The organism is Komagataeibacter diospyri (assembly GCF_006538165.1).
In the GTDB taxonomy this organism is placed as follows: domain Bacteria; phylum Pseudomonadota; class Alphaproteobacteria; order Acetobacterales; family Acetobacteraceae; genus Komagataeibacter; species Komagataeibacter diospyri.
This window is the reverse complement of sequence record NZ_BDLU01000062.1, coordinates 23581-42532: the sequence shown is the minus strand read 5'-3', so window position 1 is coordinate 42532 and position 18952 is coordinate 23581. Positions and strand designations below refer to the sequence as shown.

Below are 18952 nucleotides of genomic sequence, written 5' to 3'. Positions count from 1 at the left end.
ACACTCTCCAACCTGTCCGGCAATGGGGCACACCGTTCCCATATGCCGGAAAAGATCAGAATTTCACCCGGATGTTCCCCGTCAGCCCGCTATCCACGGAACGGCGGCCATACTGCCCGATATAGGACAGGCCGATATCGAGAACCCGGCTGAGTTTCGCACGCAGGCCAAGTTTGATCACCGCGGTATCCTGGGCCAGCGGCACCCCGGCCACTTCAAACGCATTGCCGCCGGACATGAAGGCCTCACGCGAAGTCGGCGTGGTCAGGCCGAACGCATGGCGATATCCCAGCATTGCATTGGGCATCAGCACCACACCGCCGGCATGAAAACTGGAGGAGAAGCGCGCCCCGAAGGTTGAATAGGTCACCCCCGTATCAATCGCCCGCCCGACAAGCGCAGCGCCACCGCCATGTTCTGCAAAACGGTCCGTATGCAGGTTGACATAGGCGATATCGGCAAACGGCTCGATCCCCACCGGTCCCGCATCAAGGCGGTAGCCAAGATCCCCGAACGCCTGCGCGGTGCCCCCGTTATAGCGGCTGCTCAACCGGTCGGAAAATCCGGTAAAGCGCACATTGCGGGTCATGGACAGCATGTCCCACGTATAGGTCGCGCCCATACGCAGCGCCAGGCGTCCCCAATGCGTCCCGGCATAGCCGCCAAGGCTGACATTGCTGCTGTGCCCATAGGACGAGACCCCGGCGCTGTCGAAGGTGGAATGGCCATATCCGATCAGCCCGCCGACATGCCAGCCCAGCACCGGCGCATCCGCACCCAGCACGAACCCGCCGACCGAATGGCCCATGCCCGACGCATTCCCATCGCCCGCATTATGCCCGAATGATCCATAGGCCTGCATCCATAACGCCGCATGTTCCGACCGGCAGGCCCCGTCGGTCCGCTGCCCGTTGGTGGATGCCGTTTTCATGCCACTGGCTGCGCCACGCTCGCAATCCGCGCCACGCAGGCGTTCTATCGCCGCATCGCGAATATAATAGCTGTCCTGGATCAGCGCCGTACGGGCAGAGGCATGCAGTTCTCCCGACAGGCCGCTCAGGGCATGACGCGCGGTGGTGGCATCCGTCTGGACCAATGCATTGTACAGCGGGCCGCCGCTTACAGTATCCATCGCGCCACCAACGGCTCGTTCGTTGCGTGTATCCCCGACGGAAGCAAAACTGACCGTATTGCGCCCCAGCAGCAGATAGACGTCATCCGCATCGTAGGTCAGGGTCGGGGTGAGGAAGGCAAGGTTCGAGGTAACGGATGAGAATTTCCCCGTCACGCCGTCAGTGGCACTGAGAATTGTGTAACGGACATTCGTGCTCCAGCCGCCATCCGCCGCGATGCCGTGGACGGTGCCACCTTCCAGTGTGGCCTTGCCCTGCACTGAAACCAGGTCATGCGCGCCGTCCTCGGACAGGTTGACCACGTAATTCGACCCTGTGGCCATCGTCAGGTTTCCCCGGACGGTCATGGTTCCCATCGCATCGCCACCATTCCCCGGCGAGAGTGTCGCCCCCGAGGCAATGGTCGTGTCACCCACAGTGCCGGTGCCCGCCAGGGTGGTGCCCGCATCCGCAACGACAGGGCTGACGATGCTGCCATCGACTTCCAGCGTGCCATCCGCGATTTCGGTTCCGCCGCTATAGGTGCTGTCCCCCGAAAGGACCAGTGTTCCCGCCCCGGTCTTGACCAGATCACCCGGCGACGTACCGTCGGAGAGCACGCCCGACAGGGTGTCCTGACCGCTGGTCACATTTACGGTGGGGTCACCGTTCAGGATAACCGCATTCGCCAGCACCAGTCCGTCCGCACCGAAATTCAGGGCCGTGCCCTGCGCCATGTTCAGCGCGCCCGTGCTTAGGGCCGAGGCATTGGCAACCGTCAGCACCCCCGCGGCAAGCGTCGTGCCACCCGTGTAGCTGTTCACGCCGGACAACGTCATGTTGCCCGTGCCGTCAACAAGCAGCGCACCGGTACCCGAAACCGCGTTCGTCAGCGTACCATCCGTTGACTGGCTGAGTTCCAGCGTGCCGTTATCGACGATGGCGCCGGTGCCGAAACTCCCCGTCGTGCCGGTCAGCGTACCAGCCTCGATCGTGGTTCCGCCCGCATAGGTGTTGTTGCCCGTCAGCATCTCATGCCCATCGACCAGCGTCACGCCACCCGTACCTGAAATGGTGCCCGCGAAGCTTCCCGCCGCATCGGTCAGGGTCAGGGTTCCCTCCCCCAGCGATACAGCGCCGCCTGTATTGCCGGACAGGGAGGTAATCGACGTCCCGTTCGTGGTGCCGGAAATATCGAATGTGCCGCCATTGATCGTAACCGCGCCTGATGTCGCGATGCTGCCATCCCCTGACAGCGCCAGCGCGCCCGCGTTGATCGTCGTGGCCCCGGTATAGGCCTCGGCCTGCGAGATGGTAAGCGTGCCCGTTCCGTCCTTGACCAGCATGCCTGTGCCCGAAACGGGGTTCGCCAGCGTCCCATCGGTTGACTGGTCGATATCCAGGGTACCGTTATCCACGATCGCACCACTGCCGAAACTCGCCGTCGTGCCGGTCAGCGTACCAGCCTCGATCGTGGTCCCACCTGTATAGGTATTGACGCCCGTCAGCGTCTCATGCCCGCCCGCCAGCGTCAGGCTACCGCCGGTTGTGCCGCCCTGCGCGTCCATCTCTTCATTGAAGATGCTGTCATCGGTAATTGTGCCGGAAAAAGTATCCGATGCATTCGTCAGCAGCAGGTTCTGGCTACCCAGTGCCACGACGCCATTTCCGGCCAGCGACGTGATCGCAGTGGAATACGTCGCAATCGTCGGTTCCGTGTCATCGACATCGCCGTTTGCATCCGTCCCGGTGGACGTCAGTATCCCATTGAGCGAGATATCAAGTATACCATTGTCCACCACACGGCTCGATGATGCGATGCTGGCCTGTTGCGGGGAATCGTCAAGCATCCCCATCATGCTCCCCGAAGCAAGCAACAGAGCGGTTCCCGTCTCGATCGTCGTCGCCCCGGTATAGGTATTCTCTCCATTCATGACAGTCGCGACGACCGATCCTGACGGATCCGGGTTCGTAAGGGTCAGTCCCCCCCCAACGCCACCACTGATGCCGCCATCCACGACCGGACCGACAATCACGTTCACCACATCGCCAACGACACCGCCGGCGAGGATAATCTCGGGCGATTCCACATTCCTTGCACCGGCCCCGAGTGTCAGGGTATTGCCGCCCAGTGCGATTGAACCGCCCACGTCACTGACAGACGTGACGGATGCACCCGCGGATGTGCCGGAGATATCAAAAACGCTGCCGCTATCCATCAATAACTGACTGGAAGCCGTAATACTTCCGGAACCTGCCAGCGCCAGCGTTCCTGCCGAAATCTCCGTCTCGCCCGTATAGGTATTGACGCCCGTCAGCGTTTCGGTTCCGCCCTGCAGGTTCAGGTTTCCGCTAGCCCCCCCTGCCACGCCGCCATCTGCGATGACACCATCGAATGTTCCGCTGGCATCTGTCAGCACCAGCACCTCTGGCCCCAACGCTACAGTGCCGTTACCCGAAAGGGATGTAATCGAGTTCGTCCATATGGAAGAACCTGAAATATCGAGCGTCCCGTTATCCACGACCCCGCCTGATGTCGCGATCGAACCCAGACCCGAGAGTTCCAGCGTCCCGGAACTGATCGTCGTGATGCCGGTATAGGTATTGGTGCCTTCCAGCACCAGTGTCCCGGCTCCATCCATTGTCAGTCCACCCGCGCCACCGACGGGCGCAGCCACGGACAGGGTCGTACCCGCATCGGGGCTGATTTCCCCGCCGCCCGCACCAAGCGTGATGTTGCGGGCGGTCGTGATATCTGCCGTTGTCTCCAGGCTTCCGTTATTCGTCAGGGTGATGGCGCCTGCCGTATTCCCCAACGCGGAATCCGACGAAATCGACAGGTTGCCGCCATCAATCGTGGTGCCCCCCGCGTATGAACTGGCACCATTGAGGGCCACATGCGCACCGTCCGCAACCGTAACGGTGCCCGCACCGGAGATCACGCCGGAAACATCAAGCGTGTCGCCCGATCCTTTGGCAAAAGACAGCGCGGACGACGCATCATCCATTACAATGGCATTGGCCAGTGTGTCCGTGCCCTCTGGCGCGATGGCAAGACCGGAGGACGCGGCAATTTCAACATTGCCCGACAGTGTCGAACCACTCTCCAGAAGCAGGGTGTTGCCAGCCCCGTTGGCAAGGATCGCATCGGCCTGCGTCATGCCATCACCTGACATCCCGCCGCTAATGGACCCCGAGTTGTCCACCGTATCGCCGCCCATCATGACAAGACCGACACCACCGGCACCGACCGACCCGCCCGTGCCACCAGCGCCGCCCGTGATCGACCCCGCGTTGGCGAGGCTCAGTCCCTGCCCCATGAAGGCCACGCCCACGCCACCGGTACCACCGCCGCCATTCGTGTTGGCCGCGCCACTGACACCTGGACCCGCGCCACCCGTGCCACCGGCGCCACCGGTAATGTTCGCGCTGTTGGTGCTGCGCGTGGTCGTGGCGTTCCCACTGGCGAGCAGGTCAAGGCCGTCACCGCCACCGCCACCGCCACCGCCGCCGCCTTCGCTCGAGACGCCTGCCGCACCGCCATTCCCACCGGCCCCGCCGGTCACGGCATCAGAAACCGTGACGCTGTCGGTCGCAATGACACCGGCCCCGCCGCCACCGCCACCGCCGCCACCGCCATTCCAGGTGCTGTTCCCGCCGTTGCCGCCGCTGCCGCCCGTGATGGAGGACGTAACGGATGCACCCGCGCTTTCAACCGCACCAGCCCCGCCGCCACCGCCACCACCTGCGTTGAAGCTATTGTCCAGCGCCGTGGTTCCCGATGAGCCCACGGCTCCGCCCACGCCGCCCGCGCCACTTTCCTCACCAAGACTCAGCCCGTCATGCCCGGCACCACCCACGCCGCCGGACGACGCGGCACCCGCGCCATCCAGCGAAGTGGCGGACCAGCCACCACCAGCGCCACCGCCACCGTCACCGGCGCCGCCCACGCCACCATAACCGGCCGACGCAACCACTCCACCGGCACTCTGCCCCATGGCCATGTGCGGCATGCCCGTGCTGATAAACGCTGCGAGTATGGCAACCGACCATGGCGAAGACGACACGACACGCGACAGGCTGGTACCCGCACGCAGGACATGTTGCAGGCGCGGGCACGACCCTGGGTTACCACCCGCAGGAAAACGGGTGGCCCGGGCAGAAAAGGGGCTGTTATGCATCAAGACAAATCCTGGGTGACATCGCATTGGCAATGATGGGGAAAACGCGCATTCCCAACGATATTATGTTGCAATATCGGAACGTTTTATGTCCGGTACGGTCCCTGACTTCAGGACATGAATCCAGATCATTTCTGGACAGGAACAAATTTATGAAAAACAGGCATGAAACAGGGCATCGCAGGTCGATCCCGACACCCTTCACGCGGTTGCCATGTCCCTGCCTTCGGGCACACAGCATTCCATGAATTTATTTTTTCTTATACTTTTGAAAAGTTGTTCAATTTCATATTCCACACCCCTGTCGTTCCGGGATCATCGCGCACATCCGGCAGCATCCGGTCTACGGCGCGGGCATCCTGTCAATTCATGTGCGAAGTCTGCCCGCGACAGCGGATGGTGACAACCGGAAAGACGGCGGTTTTGTCAACCTGCGTTAACAAGTCGTTCCGATCAGAGAACTTTACATACTGGACGGATATATCAGCCGTTTTTTCAAACAAGGTCGAGACGGTATCCACTGCGCCGCACCGTACGGATAACCGGACGCGGCAGATCCCGCGCCGTGGCAGCCGGCGGTATTTTCCGACGCAGCCGCGTTATCAACGTATCGACCGTGCGCGCGGTGACATCGCGGTCCTCCCGTCGGCCAATCGCCTCCAGCAGCACGTCACGCGACACGACATTCCCGACCGATACGCCCATCGCCATCAGCAGCGAAAACTCCCCCGCCGTCATTGATGCCTGCTCCCCCCCGGGGGAGACAAGCTGTTTGCGCACAAGGTCAAGACGCCAGTTCCCCACCATCAGGAAAGAGGACCTGCCGCCCCTGCGCCGCAGAACGCTGCGCACCCTTGCGGCAAGTTCATCAAGTATGACCGGTTTGACCACATAATCATCGCCACCACCGTCAAGCGCCTGGATACGGTCGGCCACCTCATCGCGGGAGGTGACAAAAATCAGCGCCGCATGATCGTGTATGCGCAGCCTGCGCGTTGCCTCCCGGCTGTCGCCATCAGGCAGGTTGATATCGCACAGGACGAGATCCGGCAGGCTGGCGCTCCATTCCTCCTGCATTTCCGCCACACTGCCCGCAACGATAACCCGGTAGCCGCACCGTTCCAGATAACGCCGCATTACACCTTGCAATTCCGGGGCGTCCTCAACGAGCAGGATCGACTGCGCCTCAGCCATGGGGCCGTCGTGTTTCATGTGACTACTTTTCCGGAAAGGGTCTGTTCGGCAGGAGTGACGCGCGTAAGTGTCGCCTCCAGCGCCACCATCAGGTGATGCGCCACATCCAGCCGCGCCGGATCCGCGCACAGCACTTTTTCGACGTCCATCGCAATCCGCCCGAGGCCAGCAAAACCAAAAACCGGCGCGCTGCCCCTCATCCGGTGGGCCACGCGCCGTATACGCTCACCGTCCTCGTTAGCCATGGCGTCGCGTATCTCCGACAGGCATTCCCGACACGCCGCGGCAAAGACAGGCATTTCCGCCGCGATGGAAAAACCGGCGTCCGATGTGTCCGCCCCCCTGCGCATGTCGCCACCACACAGACCGGCAATAGTGGATAAAAGCACATCGAAGGAGACCGGCTTGGCAACGGTTTCGTTAATACCGCTCACCCGGTAACGTACGATGTCCGGCCCCATGACGTTTGCCGTCACGGCGATGATCGGCATGGCCGCCGTCGTGGCGTCGACACTCGCACGGACATGCCGGGCCACATCTTCTCCCGGCATGTCCGGCAGCACCATGTCGAGCAGCATCACGTCGAAATATCCATCCTCCAGTTGCGACAGCGCCTCCGCCCCGGACGCGGCGACGACGATATTCATCCCGTAAGGCACAAGCATTTCCAGCATGACCAGCCGGTTTTCCGGCGTGTCCTCCACCAGCAGAACCGACAGGCCGGCGCGGGGCGTCAGTGCGTCCTGCGTGGTCCCGACCGGGATCGCACCGGCCTCCCTGAGGGGAAGGGTGAAGGTAAACCTGCTGCCGCCTTCGATATTATCCAGCGAGACGCGCCCGCCCATCGCGACCGCAAGCCTGCTGACGATGGCAAGACCCAGTCCCGACCCGGGCACGAATTCCGTATCCGGGCCACGCACGAATTCATCAAACACGCGGTTCAGCACATGCGGCGGAATTCCGGGGCCGGTGTTGGTCAGTTCAAATACGACCTCCCACACGCCCGGACCACGGCGCCATGCCCGGACGACAAACCGAACTGACCCTGTTTTCGTAAACTTCAGTGCATTATCCAGAACATTCCCCAAAAGCTGATGCAGCCTTGTCGGATCGCCCGATATCGCCGTGGGCAGAAAATCGAATTCGCGGGTAAAACCCAACCCCTTTTCCGCGCACCGTTCAACCATGACGTCCGCGAACCGTGCGCACAGATTTTCAAGGTTGAAAGGCACATGGACGATCTCGATCCGGGCTGTCTCCAGACTGGACATGTCAAGTACGTCATCCAGAAGCCGCACGAGACCCGCCCCCTCGAACCGCATGAGTTCAAGCCTGCGTCTCTGGTCCTCACGCGGGCCATCACGCAGCATCAGGCTTGTCATGCCGAATATGGCGTTCAGCGGCGTCCGCACCTCATGGCTCAGATGCGCGAGAAAACGGTCCTTGTTCCGTGCATCGTTCTCCGCCCGGTCCTTGGCGCGATGCAGTTCGGCCAACGTCTGTTCGATCTGCTGCGTCCGTTCAGATACCTGCGCCTCCAGACTGGCATTCAGCAGCGCAAGGTCGTTCGAAAGAATACGGACATGGCTGAGGGACGCCACAAAACGCTGCCCGAGGATAATGATGTGAAAGAACAGCAGCATCAGCCCGCCAAGCGGCGCAAGGTCGGTTCCATACCGCCACCAGTGGGCATACATCATGCCGTCATGCAGGACGCAGGTAATGAAGATCACGACACCAAGACCGAGGATTTCGGCGCTGATTTCCTTGTTGCGGATCGCCCTGACGACGCACCATGTGTAATACCAGGCGGAACATATCAAAAACAGGATGGAAACATCGCGAAACCGGGTAAACAGCGCCACCGGGGTCAGGATCGTCAGCAGACATCCCATCGCCGCCGAAACCTGGATAAACCGTCCCGCGAAACGATGCAGACAACCCGGAAAAAATTCCCACAGCAGCCGGAAATAGATCGGCCACGACATATAGATAGTCAGATATTCCAGCCGATAGAGAAATGTAGCCGACAGCGAAGGAAACATCCGCGTCAGCAGGCCACTGGTACAACCCAGCCGCGCGGCAAGGAATATGATCAGTACAAGCAGCCAGCCCCAGCCACGTGAATGGGTCGTCACGCCAAAAGCCGCGATATAGAACGCAAGGATCAGGAGCGCACCCAACACCCCGGCATCAAAGACAAGCCTGAATTCAAGGGCCTGCCAAAGGTCATCATGGGCACCGACCAGCACGGAACCAAGGATCCCGCCCTCGAAATGAAAATGATTGGAAACCTCCACGGCGAGGGTAAGCGTGGAATGCCCCGGTTCGATCGATACGAGCTGATTCAGCAGGGTACGCGGCGTTTCATTGCCCGCGCGCAGGCCCGGCGTCCCTGATTGGGAAACCACATGCCCGTCCACCCACACGCGCGAGGCCGACAGGATCTGCGGGATCTGGAGTGTCAGCTGCGGGACGTTACCCGGCAGGTGCACGACCATACGATAGGTAATGGCCCCAAATCCAGCGGGTCGATTATCGTTGCCCTGCCGACAGACGCTACTGGCATTCCACAGGCCAGGAACACGAAGCGTTCCGTCCGGCACCAGCGCATCCCCCGATGGCAGGGAAAGACGCGCCCCGTCCAGTCTGCAGAAAACCTGCCATTCACCATCAAGGGGAATGGTGTGTCGCGCATCCCACTGCTGGAGATCAATGACGCCATTGCGTACGACCGCCCGATACATATCCTCGGCCACGCCCCCCGAAGTGCGAAAGGTCGCAACCAGACCAACCGACACCAACAGGATCACTACTGACCAGAAATGCCAGCCCCGGCCATCCGGAAGATGCTGGAAATGCATCACGTCCCCTTTGCCGGCGCATTGTCGGGCGTGATCGCCTGCCCGCACATCAGAAGAACCACGGACGGACACAGGAACCCGGACGTAATCTTAAATACTTCCTGATTATGGATCGTTTTTTGTAAAAACCGCACATAACGTCCCGCAGCCCGGTATATTGCCTGACGCAGATGCACGGCCCCAATCGCCAGTACGGCCATGACAGACGCACCTGACAATCGAAATGTATCTCTGACAAAGCTTTATTTTCGGGCTCCACTTCCAGCTGATTTGTAATTACATGGTGCTGGCGCTACTGTTTCAGGAGCGCGTAGGACCTATGCAGTATGGGTATAGTCTGCCCCCGGCGCACAAGCGTGACAATCGAAAATACGGTGAGTTTGTCAACGCAGGTTGACAATTCATTCCGGCGGAGGAACTTTCCGCGACAGGCGGCACGATGGCGCGTGCTGTTTCCCGCCTGAAGCAGCCCCTGCCGTAACGGTCTACAGCCGCGTCGGGAGCCATTCATGAAGTGCTGCCCAATCCTGTACGGCCTGTCCGACATGGTGGACGGCACAGGCGGTCCCGGACAAACCTGTCCGGGGCAGGGGCGCCAGTATAATGATCCCATCATCATGGGCTTCTCCCGGACCCACTTCTCCGGCGCGGAGCCTTTCACCGAATGCCGGCGGGCACCTGGTCGCAGTCCCTGCGCCGCCATGCGACGGAACGGACATGCAGGCCCTGCATGCAGCAGCCCTCGTTGTTCGATATCGCGAGCCAGTGCCTCAATCGATAGTCCTGATTTCACGCGCCGGACGTTGGACTACGACGACACCAGCCTGCTGAAGGGAGATGTCACGAGACGAACTCAGGGTGATTTTCGGGATAGCGGTCGCCATGGCGAAAAACTCTACGACGGCCGGACAGCATGTTTCACAAGGCGGTCCTGCGGAACAAGCTGTTCTGAAAGCAGCAACCTTTTCAGGGCGCAGGTTGCCCGCAATGCATTATGTCCCCTGCACGGCTTGGGGACAGTTAAAAAAATCGATTTCGGAAATATCCTGCAATCATATGGAAGTTTCGGAAAATATTAAAAAAAATCAGAAACCAAAAAGTTTTATTTCTATTTTCCATAAATTTTTCAAATGTTCGAAAATAATTTTTACAAAGTGCATTTAAAAAATATTATTACTTATTTTTTCAAACAGTAATTCATTATTAATATAAAGAGTATGCAATAAAAAATAAAATCAACATCAATGCATTCATAAAATTAACAAAATATTTCTATTCTATTTTATACATAATAACCCTGTAACGAACAAAAAATACCCGCCTGAACAAAGTATGCGAACAGCAGAAAAGTTCCCTGACTACAATAATTTATGAACAAAAATATATCATGGCCCGATTCAGGGCATGGAAAACCGTCGAAAGTGTGTGATTTGTACCAGTCCCGCCATTCCTGAACCGAACTGTTTTTTTTGTGATTGTTGTCTGAGATACGGTAAATGTATGGTTAAGATGTGGCGGAACATGATGTCCGTTCTAATCATTTTCAGGTTCTGATGGGCCTGAAGCAAAAAATGTGCGCGTGTTCTGTTCACGGTGCAAATAGAAACATGCGTTTCCTGTCATTTACCAAATAACGCTCCGCTCTCGGACTTACTGGCTGGTGGACTTCTGATGAATACCGACGTAGCCATTATAGGGGCTGGCCCCTATGGACTCTCCCTCGCTGCCCATCTGCACGACAGGGGAGTAAACTTTCGTATTTTCGGACGCCCGATGGGGTTCTGGCGCGAACATGTCCCCGCCAGCCTGCGGTTGAAGGCGGAAGGGTTCGCACTGGACCTGTTCGACCCCGCCCGCCGGTCAACCCTTGCACGGTTCTGCAAGGAACGGGGATATCCCTATGCCCCCATCGGGGTGCCCATTCCCGCCGGGGTTTTCAGGGAATATGGCGAAACGTTCCAGAAAACCCATGTGCCGCAACTGCAACCATGCCATGTCACGCACCTGTCGCGCACGCTGGAAGGGTTTGTCGTGCATCTGGACAATGGGGAAACCGTCATGGCGCGTAATGTGGTCATGGCGGTGGGGATCGAACATTTCGCCTATACACCCCCGGCCGTGCGCAGCCTGCCGCCCGAGCGGATCAGCCATACATTCGATGAAATCGCGTTCGAACGCTTCGCGGGCAAACGAGTCGCCGTGATCGGGGCAGGTTCGTCAGCGGTGGATACGGCGTGTTTCCTGCATGAAGCGGGCGCACAGACCTTTATCTGTACCCGCAGGCCCAAGATCTGGATCAATCATCCCCCCCGCGACATCAGCGGCCTGAAGCTGCTGTGGACCCGGTTCAAGAAACCCATTTCAGGTCTGGGCACGGGGTGGCGGTCACGCATGGCCTGTGACCTGCCCGATGTGTTTCACATGCTGCCCGCACGCCTGCGCCTGCGCATTACGCGTGGCCATCTGGGACCGGCGGCGGGGTGGGTGACAGGTCAGGTCGTGCGCGACCAGGTGCCGATCTGGCTGAACGTCGATCTGCAATCGGCACGGATGCACGATAACGTCGTGCATCTGGAATTCCGCGATACACAGGCAGGCAAGCCACGTGTCGTGGATGTCGATCATGTTTTCCTGGGCACCGGGGTCAAAGTGGATGTGGAACGCATTCCATTCCTTGACCGCGTACTGGCCCGCGCCATCCGCACCGAAGACAACATGCCCGCCCTGTCGCACAGCTTTGAATCAAGTGTGCCCGGGCTTTACTTCATCGGCCCCATGGCGGCAGGCAGTTTTGGTCCCCTTTTACGCTTTGCCTGGGGCGCGCGCTTTGCCGCACGCCGTCTCAGCGCCCGGCTGGGGCGGCAATCCGTGCCACAGCCTGTCCCACAGCCCGCATTCGCGTCGTGACACCCATGCGCGCCTGATCCTGCATCCTGACATGAGCTGGAAAGTCCCGAAACATGAAAAACGATTTTACAGTTCTCATCATCTCTTCCGTGTGGTGGTCCGCCATTACGCGCGCCGCGGTGGAATTCATCGAAAGTGGGGTGGAGGTCCACGCCATCTGCCCGGCGGGACATTCCCTGCGCTGCCTGAAGGCGATCGAAAGCATACGGAACTATCCCTATGTCGCGCCGACCGTGGCGCTGGCTGGCGCCATTGCGCAGATCCGGCCCGACCTGATCATCCCTGCGGATGACCGGGTCGTCGTAACCCTGCACCAGGTTTATGGTGAAGCCGACCCCACAACGGCCATGGGCCGGCTGTGTCGCGACACGATCGAACGGTCACTGGGGCGGCACGAATATTTCGCCTATGCTCAGACACGGCTCAGCCTGATCAATGTCCTGCGCGAACAGGGTATTCCCACACCCGCCGCCACCAACCCTGCCACCATGAATGATGTCAGGCGATGGTGCGCCAGCACACCCGGACCATGGGTATTCAAGCGCGACCGTAGCTGGGGTGGGTCCGGCGTAGTGATTGCCGATACGCAACAGGAAGCTGAAAGCGGCTTTCATCGCCTGTCACAACCGGTGCGCATGGTCTGCGCGCTGCGTGTGCTTCTGGCGGACCGCGATATCTATTCCTTCATGGAAGCGACAGAGCGCCGTCCGCTGCCTGTCATGGCACAGGCGCATGTAACCGGCATGCCCGCCAATATCATGGTGGCCTGCTGGGAGGGGGAAGTGCTTGGCACGCTTGGGGTCAATGTCGTGTCCTATCAGGGGCGCACGGGGGCGGCGACAGTCATCGAGATCACACAGTCCGCCGATATGGAACGCGCGGCACGGGTCACCTGCGCCACATTGAAACTGTCGGGTTTTTTTGGCCTGGATTTTGTACGTTGCGCAAAAACCGGCACCTATCATTTCATAGAAATGAATCCCCGACTGACCCAGATCGGGCATCTGTGCCATGGCGGCAATACCCTGATCCGCCGCCTTTTGCAGCATGTGCGTGGCAGGGCGCAGGTGGCCGTACCCTCCGCCGCCATGGAACTGCACGAACGCACCATGATCGCCCTGTTCCCGCAGATCCTGCGCACCGAGCCAGAGACACTGAACAGCACGGCTGCATGGATCGACATTCCGTGGCGATACCCTGAACTGGTGGAAGAACTGCTGCGCCGTCCGTGGCCCCGGCGCGGGTCGGTCGCGCGGCTGGAGGAACGCCTGCGGCCCAACATGCCCTATGGCAAGTCTGTGGACCGGGGGGAAGCTCTGGGCAAACTGTCCACGCTGCTGCGGGCAGGCATGGTCACGGACATGCCCATGGCCGCCCTGTGAAATATTAAAAGTTTCTGGGTGCCGCCTTTTTTCAGAAAGGCGGCGTCTTCTGAAGCTTTTTGAAAAAAGCTTCACCAGAAATTTCCTTACGTTTCACAGACAGGCTTTTGAAACAGTTCAGGCATGTGAAAGGATGGACTGACGGATCATGTCGGATGGCTGTGGCCGACCCAGCAGGAAGCCCTGAACCTGATTGCACCCAAGATCATTAAGGTGCGCCCACTGATCATGTGTTTCCACCCCTTCCGCCGTGATGGGGATATCCATGCTCTGCGCAAGGCTGATAATGGCCTGTATGATGCCCGATGCGCTGCGTTCGGGCAGTTCCTGCACGAAGGAACGGTCGATCTTGATTTTCTGGAACTGGAAGGAACGCAGGTATCCCAGCGAGGAATAGCCCGTGCCGAAATCATCCAGCACGATACTGCATCCGATCCGGCCCAGTTGTTTCAGGATGTCGCGGTTGGTGGCGCTGTTCTGGACAAAGATGTTTTCCGTAATCTCGATTTCCAGCCGATGTGGCGCAAGACCTGAACACGCCAGCGCATTTTCGACGATGCTGAGGAAACGTGGATTACGTAACTGGATGGGGGACACATTCACCGCGATCTTGACCTGTGCGGGCCAGTCCACCGCTTCCATGCAGGCCGCCCGCAGGACCCACTCCCCCAGATCATGAATCAGGCCGTTTTCTTCCGCCAGTCCCACAAACTGGTCCGGCGGGATCATACCGTGCGTGGGATGGTACCAGCGCACCAGTGCTTCACATGCGCTGATCCGGTTACCCGGCATTGAATACAGGGGCTGGAAATGCAGGCTGATTTCGCTGCTGGCAATGGCGGCACGCAATTCATTGCCCAGCCGCACACGCGTCTGAATTTCATCACGTAATGCCGCATCAAAGAACTGGAAGCCATTCCGCCCCTGTGATTTGGCGCGATACAGGGCTATATCGGCATATTGCAGCAGGGTTTCGGCGTTATCCGCATCCTGCGGGTACAGCGCCGAACCCACGCTGGCGCCAATGACAATATGATGGCCGTCAATGATATAGGGTTTACTGACGGTTTCGACAATTTCACGTGCCCGGCCTGTCAGTTCCACCGGTTCGGGAACAAGCGGCCAGATAATGGCGAATTCATCCCCACCCAGCCGGGCCACCAGATCTTCGGGTCGGCTGCATGCCCGCAGCCGTTCCGCCACCAGCCGCAGCAGCGCATCCCCTGCGGCATGGCCATACACGTCATTGACCGTCTTGAAGTAATCAAGATCGATACACAGTAATGTGGCACCCTGCCCGCCCGCACACAGCGCATCCAGCCGGGAACTGAATAGCGCACGGTTGGCAAGGCCGGTCAGCGGGTCATAATGCGCAAGCTGTTCGACCTGATGCTGGGCATTGCGTCTTTCCGTGACATCATCGGCCACGCACAGTTCCCAGCGCGGCCCCCCGCGTTCATCCGTAATCGTGACATGGCGGGTGGAAATGGCGCGCTGTTCGCCGTGCTGGTTGCACAGGACCTGTTCACGCACCCCCTGCTGTTCCGCATCGGGGCGGCTGACCAGCAGAAACCCGATTTCATCCGCACAAAAAACCTGCGCGGTATCCTTTTCAAGCAGCAGGTCACGCCTGCATCCCATCATCTCCTCGGCCGCACGGTTGACCAGCACGGGATGCCCGTGCCGCACGGAACGGACAACAAGGGCGGATGGGATATTTTCTACAATCGTATCAATGAATAACTTGTCGCGTAATATCTTTTTATTTGCCCGGCGCAGTTCTTCCGCTGCATCTTCAAGGCTGGCGGCGGACGCCACCGCATGGGAATGGGATGCGTTAATCAGGTCCAGCGCCGATCCCGTCCCCCGGTAATATCCATTTTCCGTAACAATATAACCGCGTATCAGGTCGGATGGCTGACCCATCAATGTCTGGGCCGTAAAATCGGATGCCGATACCCGTGCATCAATCATGACCGGGCTGGCGTCCATCAGTAAGGCGACGGGGCGGCGGTTGAAAAGCGCGTGCCCGAATTTGCCTGATACTTTCAGAAAAAAAGCCTGCCGCTCAACCAGACCGACAGGCACATCATCCTCACCCACAACTGCAACCAGCATCAGTTCAGGGTCTGCATGAAAAAGATCGAAAAGACATTCCCCCAGATCAGAAGGCCTGATGACGGGACCCTTCCTGGCGATGTCCCCCATGACAAGAAAGGGAGACGGCCCTGTCTGTGCAGAAATATCCATTATTCCATTCCCCACATCAATTACTTATTGTTGTAATTTTTTTATTTAATAACTTATTGCTGAGCAAAACCTGGGCATTATGAAAAAGCAGCCTGCCAGTACCCGTATGGCACTGGCAGGCATGACATCATGAAATGATGGAAAGCGTTTTAGAACGCTGCCTGGATACGTCCGGCGACGGAGTTGCCGTGACGGCCCATGATGTCATAAAGCGAGGTGCTGCCACTGCTCGCCTTGTTATCATCGCTGACAATGAAGTGGTTGAAGTCAAGCATGAAGCGGAAGTGACGGTTGGGATACCAGTTCAGCCCGGCTGACCAGACCGTCTGCTGGCCGCCGCGGATGGCGTTGGCCGAGTTCAGGTTGCTGTTCAGGTCAGTCACGCTGTAACGCGCGGAGACTTCCAGCGCGCCCCAGTACCCATTTGCGGGATCAAAGGCATGATCCACGCCGGGCGCCGCAAATGCGCCTTCCTTGATGTTATAGGAACGCGGCTTGCCGAAAATGGTGTAGTTGGCCGCACCATAGTAACCGGTGAAGTTGACCGTACCCTGATCGGCAGCACTGGCGCTGGAATTGTTTCCGCGCGTGACCCCGATATTATAGTACTCACCCTTCAGCACCAGCCGCTTCCAGCGGAAGCCCAGTTCCGGGCCTGCCGACCAGATGCTGCCCACGTTGCCAACAGTTGCACTCAGCAGCTTGGTGGTGGTCAGGTCAACTTCCGGCTGTTCGGCGAATGTCGCCGAACGGTCGTCAGACGCCGTCGTCTGCGCCACCTTGAAGGCGCTGATCGCCGACACGCCGACATGCACATCTATGTCCTTGGACACATAGGGGCGGCCCGCGACACGGAAGGTGCCGCCCGTCTGGCTGTCGTACCCGGCGGCACGCTTGCCGTAACTCTGTCCCGTCAGGTAACCCGCGATCCACCAGCGCTTGCCATAATGCAGGGCGCCCACGCTCATACGGGCGTCACCGGCGGCGATGTTACGGACGATATCGGTAATGGCGGGACGTTCCATCATCTCGAATTCGTTCGAGCTTTCGGAATCTTCTTCCGTCACGCGCGGCTGGAAATAACCTGCAGTGATGACTGTGTTATGGAAGCCGGCATAGTTCAGGTTCGCCTCATACAGCGTGGCCGAACCATCTGCATTGGACGACCCGAAATCCGGGGTGATGTTCGCAATCCAGTTCTTGTACCGGAACGAGATGGGGATACGCAGGCGACGGGCGTTTTCAGTCAGGCCTTCGTAATCGCCCTTCTTTTCCCCACCACGCGGGGACATGCCCATGAAACCACCAATATCTTCATGGAAGGCCAGGCCGATGGACATGGCATACATGCCGTCATCAGATGAAATGGTCGGGCGCCCGCCGGGGAAACCCACCATCATGCCACCCATATGCAGGGCTTCTTCCTTTTCCGTCGCGGCGCGAAACGATTCCCAGGACGACGTCACGCCACGGTCAGACGGGGGCGTGCCCAGATCGGCCCGCTTCATAAGGCTGCCCATTCCGGTGCCCGTGCCGCTATCGCCACCGATATGGATATCACGTGCGTAGCTGTCGGGCAGCGGCTCACCCTTGCCTGCTGCAACCCGACGGGCCTGTGCCGCGTTAGCTGCGGGGGTATTGCGGGCTTCGGCACGGACCAGACGCTGGCGCAGCACACTGATCTGGCCAGACATTTCACGACGCATTTCCTGCATCTCACGCTGCAGGGCCTGTATCTGCTGGGCATCCGACGCGGATGCCGCATGAGCCTGATGGAAGGAGGATGCGCCCCAAAGGGCAGATGAACCAAGCAACAGCGAAACAGCGGACCAGCGGATCATATTAATCATTCCGTAATGAAGGGTGAGTTCATTTAGAATGGGCGCACAGTTTTGTGTGTTATGTTTCCGATACAGTTTTATTAAGGATTTATGACAGTCCTGAATGCACAAAAGCCGCCCGGAAACCGGGCGGCTTCATACTGTCATTACTCTGCGGTTATATTATTTGGCCGCATCCCACTGCTGCAGGATATCGGTTTTCACATTCGCCGGCACCGGCACATAATCAAGGCGGTAGGCAGCGGCGTCCCCGTTTTTCAGCGCATAACCAAAGAATTTGCGCACTGCGGGTCCATGTTCGGTCTTGTTCGTCGGCACTGGCACCAGCACATAGGTGGGGGAAACAATCGGCCATGCCCCCGCCCCACTGGTATCCAGCAGATCAACGGCGAAATGCGATGCATCCTTCCAGTCCGCGGCTTCGGCCGCACGGCTGAAGCTGTCCATGCCGGGGGCAACATAGGCGCCGCTGTGGTTCTTCAGCTTGACGGTGGTCATGTGCGCATTGGCGGCAAAGGCATATTCGACATAACCAATCGCCCCTTCCGTATTGCGCACGGACGCGGCCACGCCGTCATTGCCACGTGCGCCAATCCCGCCGGGCCATGAAATGGAAGCGCCTGCCCCCTGCCCTTCACGCCATTCCGGAGACACACGGGCCAGATAACCGGTGAAAACCGCCGTCGTACCCGATCCGTCCGCACGATGCACGGTGGCGACGGGGGTATCAGGCAGCTTCAGGCCGGGGTTGAGGGCCGCGATCTTCGGATCATTCCACTGTTCAATCTCGCCACGGTAAATGGCGGCCAGTGTCGGGCCATCAAGCTGGATCTGGTTGGCGGCGATGCCTGGCAGGTTGATGACCGGCACGATCCCGCCCATGACGGTCGGGAACTGGAACAGGTGTGCATTTTCCAGCTTCTGGCGATCCATGGGCACATCGGATGCGCCAAAATCAACCGTGCCCGCCAGAATCTGGTTCTGTCCGGCGCTGGATCCCACGGTCTGGTAATTCAGGTTGACGCCAGCAGCGCTCCGTCCGTCAGCCCCCCATGCCCCGTAAATGGGCGCGGCAAAACTGGAGCCGGCACCGGTAATATCCGCAGCATGCGCCATGACCGGCAATGCGGTCGCCAGCAGGGCACATGTAAGAATTCGAGCAGGAAAGTACATAATACTCATGTTCTCCGACATGAAGAAGACAGACGTGTCTGGCTATCC

At 59.1% G+C, this 18952-nt stretch carries 10 protein-coding genes; 3 read left to right on the top strand and 7 right to left on the bottom strand.

What is annotated here, in order from left to right; translation table 11 throughout:
- Positions 1-55 precede the first annotated feature (55 nt).
- The 4 genes from MSKU9_RS13930 to MSKU9_RS13915 all read right to left on the bottom strand — a co-directional run bounded on the left by MSKU9_RS13930 (position 56) and on the right by MSKU9_RS13915 (position 9551).
- Complete coding sequence (locus MSKU9_RS13930; RefSeq protein WP_141261992.1) at positions 56-5293, bottom strand: autotransporter domain-containing protein; 5238 nt, start codon at positions 5291-5293, stop codon at positions 56-58.
- Positions 5294-5788: 495 nt separating this feature from the next.
- Positions 5789-6505 (bottom strand): response regulator transcription factor, encoded by a 717-nt coding sequence (locus MSKU9_RS13925; RefSeq protein ID WP_141261991.1) that lies wholly within the window; start codon positions 6503-6505, stop codon positions 5789-5791.
- Positions 6502-9351, bottom strand: coding sequence for an ATP-binding protein (locus tag MSKU9_RS13920; protein ID WP_141261990.1), 2850 nt, complete (start codon positions 9349-9351; stop codon positions 6502-6504). Before MSKU9_RS13920 ends, MSKU9_RS13925 begins: the two co-directional genes overlap by 4 nt.
- Complete coding sequence (locus tag MSKU9_RS13915; RefSeq protein WP_141261989.1) at positions 9351-9551, bottom strand: hypothetical protein; 201 nt, start codon at positions 9549-9551, stop codon at positions 9351-9353. The genes MSKU9_RS13920 and MSKU9_RS13915 overlap by 1 nt, the downstream gene beginning before the upstream one ends.
- Positions 9552-10233: 682 nt before the next feature.
- On the opposite strand from MSKU9_RS13915, the gene MSKU9_RS13910 reads away from it, so the two are divergent.
- The 3 genes from MSKU9_RS13910 (at position 10234) to MSKU9_RS13900 (ending at position 13640) form a co-directional block, all read left to right on the top strand.
- Complete coding sequence (locus MSKU9_RS13910) at positions 10234-10515, top strand: hypothetical protein (RefSeq protein WP_141261988.1); 282 nt, start codon at positions 10234-10236, stop codon at positions 10513-10515.
- A 507-nt stretch (positions 10516-11022) separates the two neighbouring features.
- A complete protein-coding gene (locus MSKU9_RS13905; protein ID WP_141261987.1) occupies positions 11023-12258 on the top strand; it encodes an NAD(P)-binding domain-containing protein in 1236 nt (411 codons plus the stop codon).
- Between the two features lie 53 nt (positions 12259-12311).
- Complete coding sequence (locus MSKU9_RS13900; RefSeq protein WP_141261986.1) at positions 12312-13640, top strand: ATP-grasp domain-containing protein; 1329 nt, start codon at positions 12312-12314, stop codon at positions 13638-13640.
- A 117-nt stretch (positions 13641-13757) separates the two neighbouring features.
- Here MSKU9_RS13900 and MSKU9_RS13895 read toward each other — a convergent pair whose 3' ends face one another.
- From MSKU9_RS13895 to pstS, 3 genes are all read right to left on the bottom strand, one after another.
- Entirely contained in the window at positions 13758-15890 is a 2133-nt protein-coding gene (locus MSKU9_RS13895) for an EAL domain-containing protein (RefSeq protein WP_227002506.1), read from the bottom strand.
- A 149-nt stretch (positions 15891-16039) separates the two neighbouring features.
- On the bottom strand, positions 16040-17731 hold the full coding sequence (locus MSKU9_RS13890; protein WP_141261985.1) for an OprO/OprP family phosphate-selective porin: 1692 nt from the start codon (positions 17729-17731) through the stop codon (positions 16040-16042).
- Positions 17732-17893: 162 nt separating this feature from the next.
- Positions 17894-18904 carry a phosphate ABC transporter substrate-binding protein PstS gene (gene pstS, locus MSKU9_RS13885; protein WP_162851962.1) on the bottom strand — a complete coding sequence of 337 codons (1011 nt, stop codon included), beginning with the start codon at positions 18902-18904 and terminating at the stop codon, positions 17894-17896.
- Positions 18905-18952: the final 48 nt, after the last annotated feature.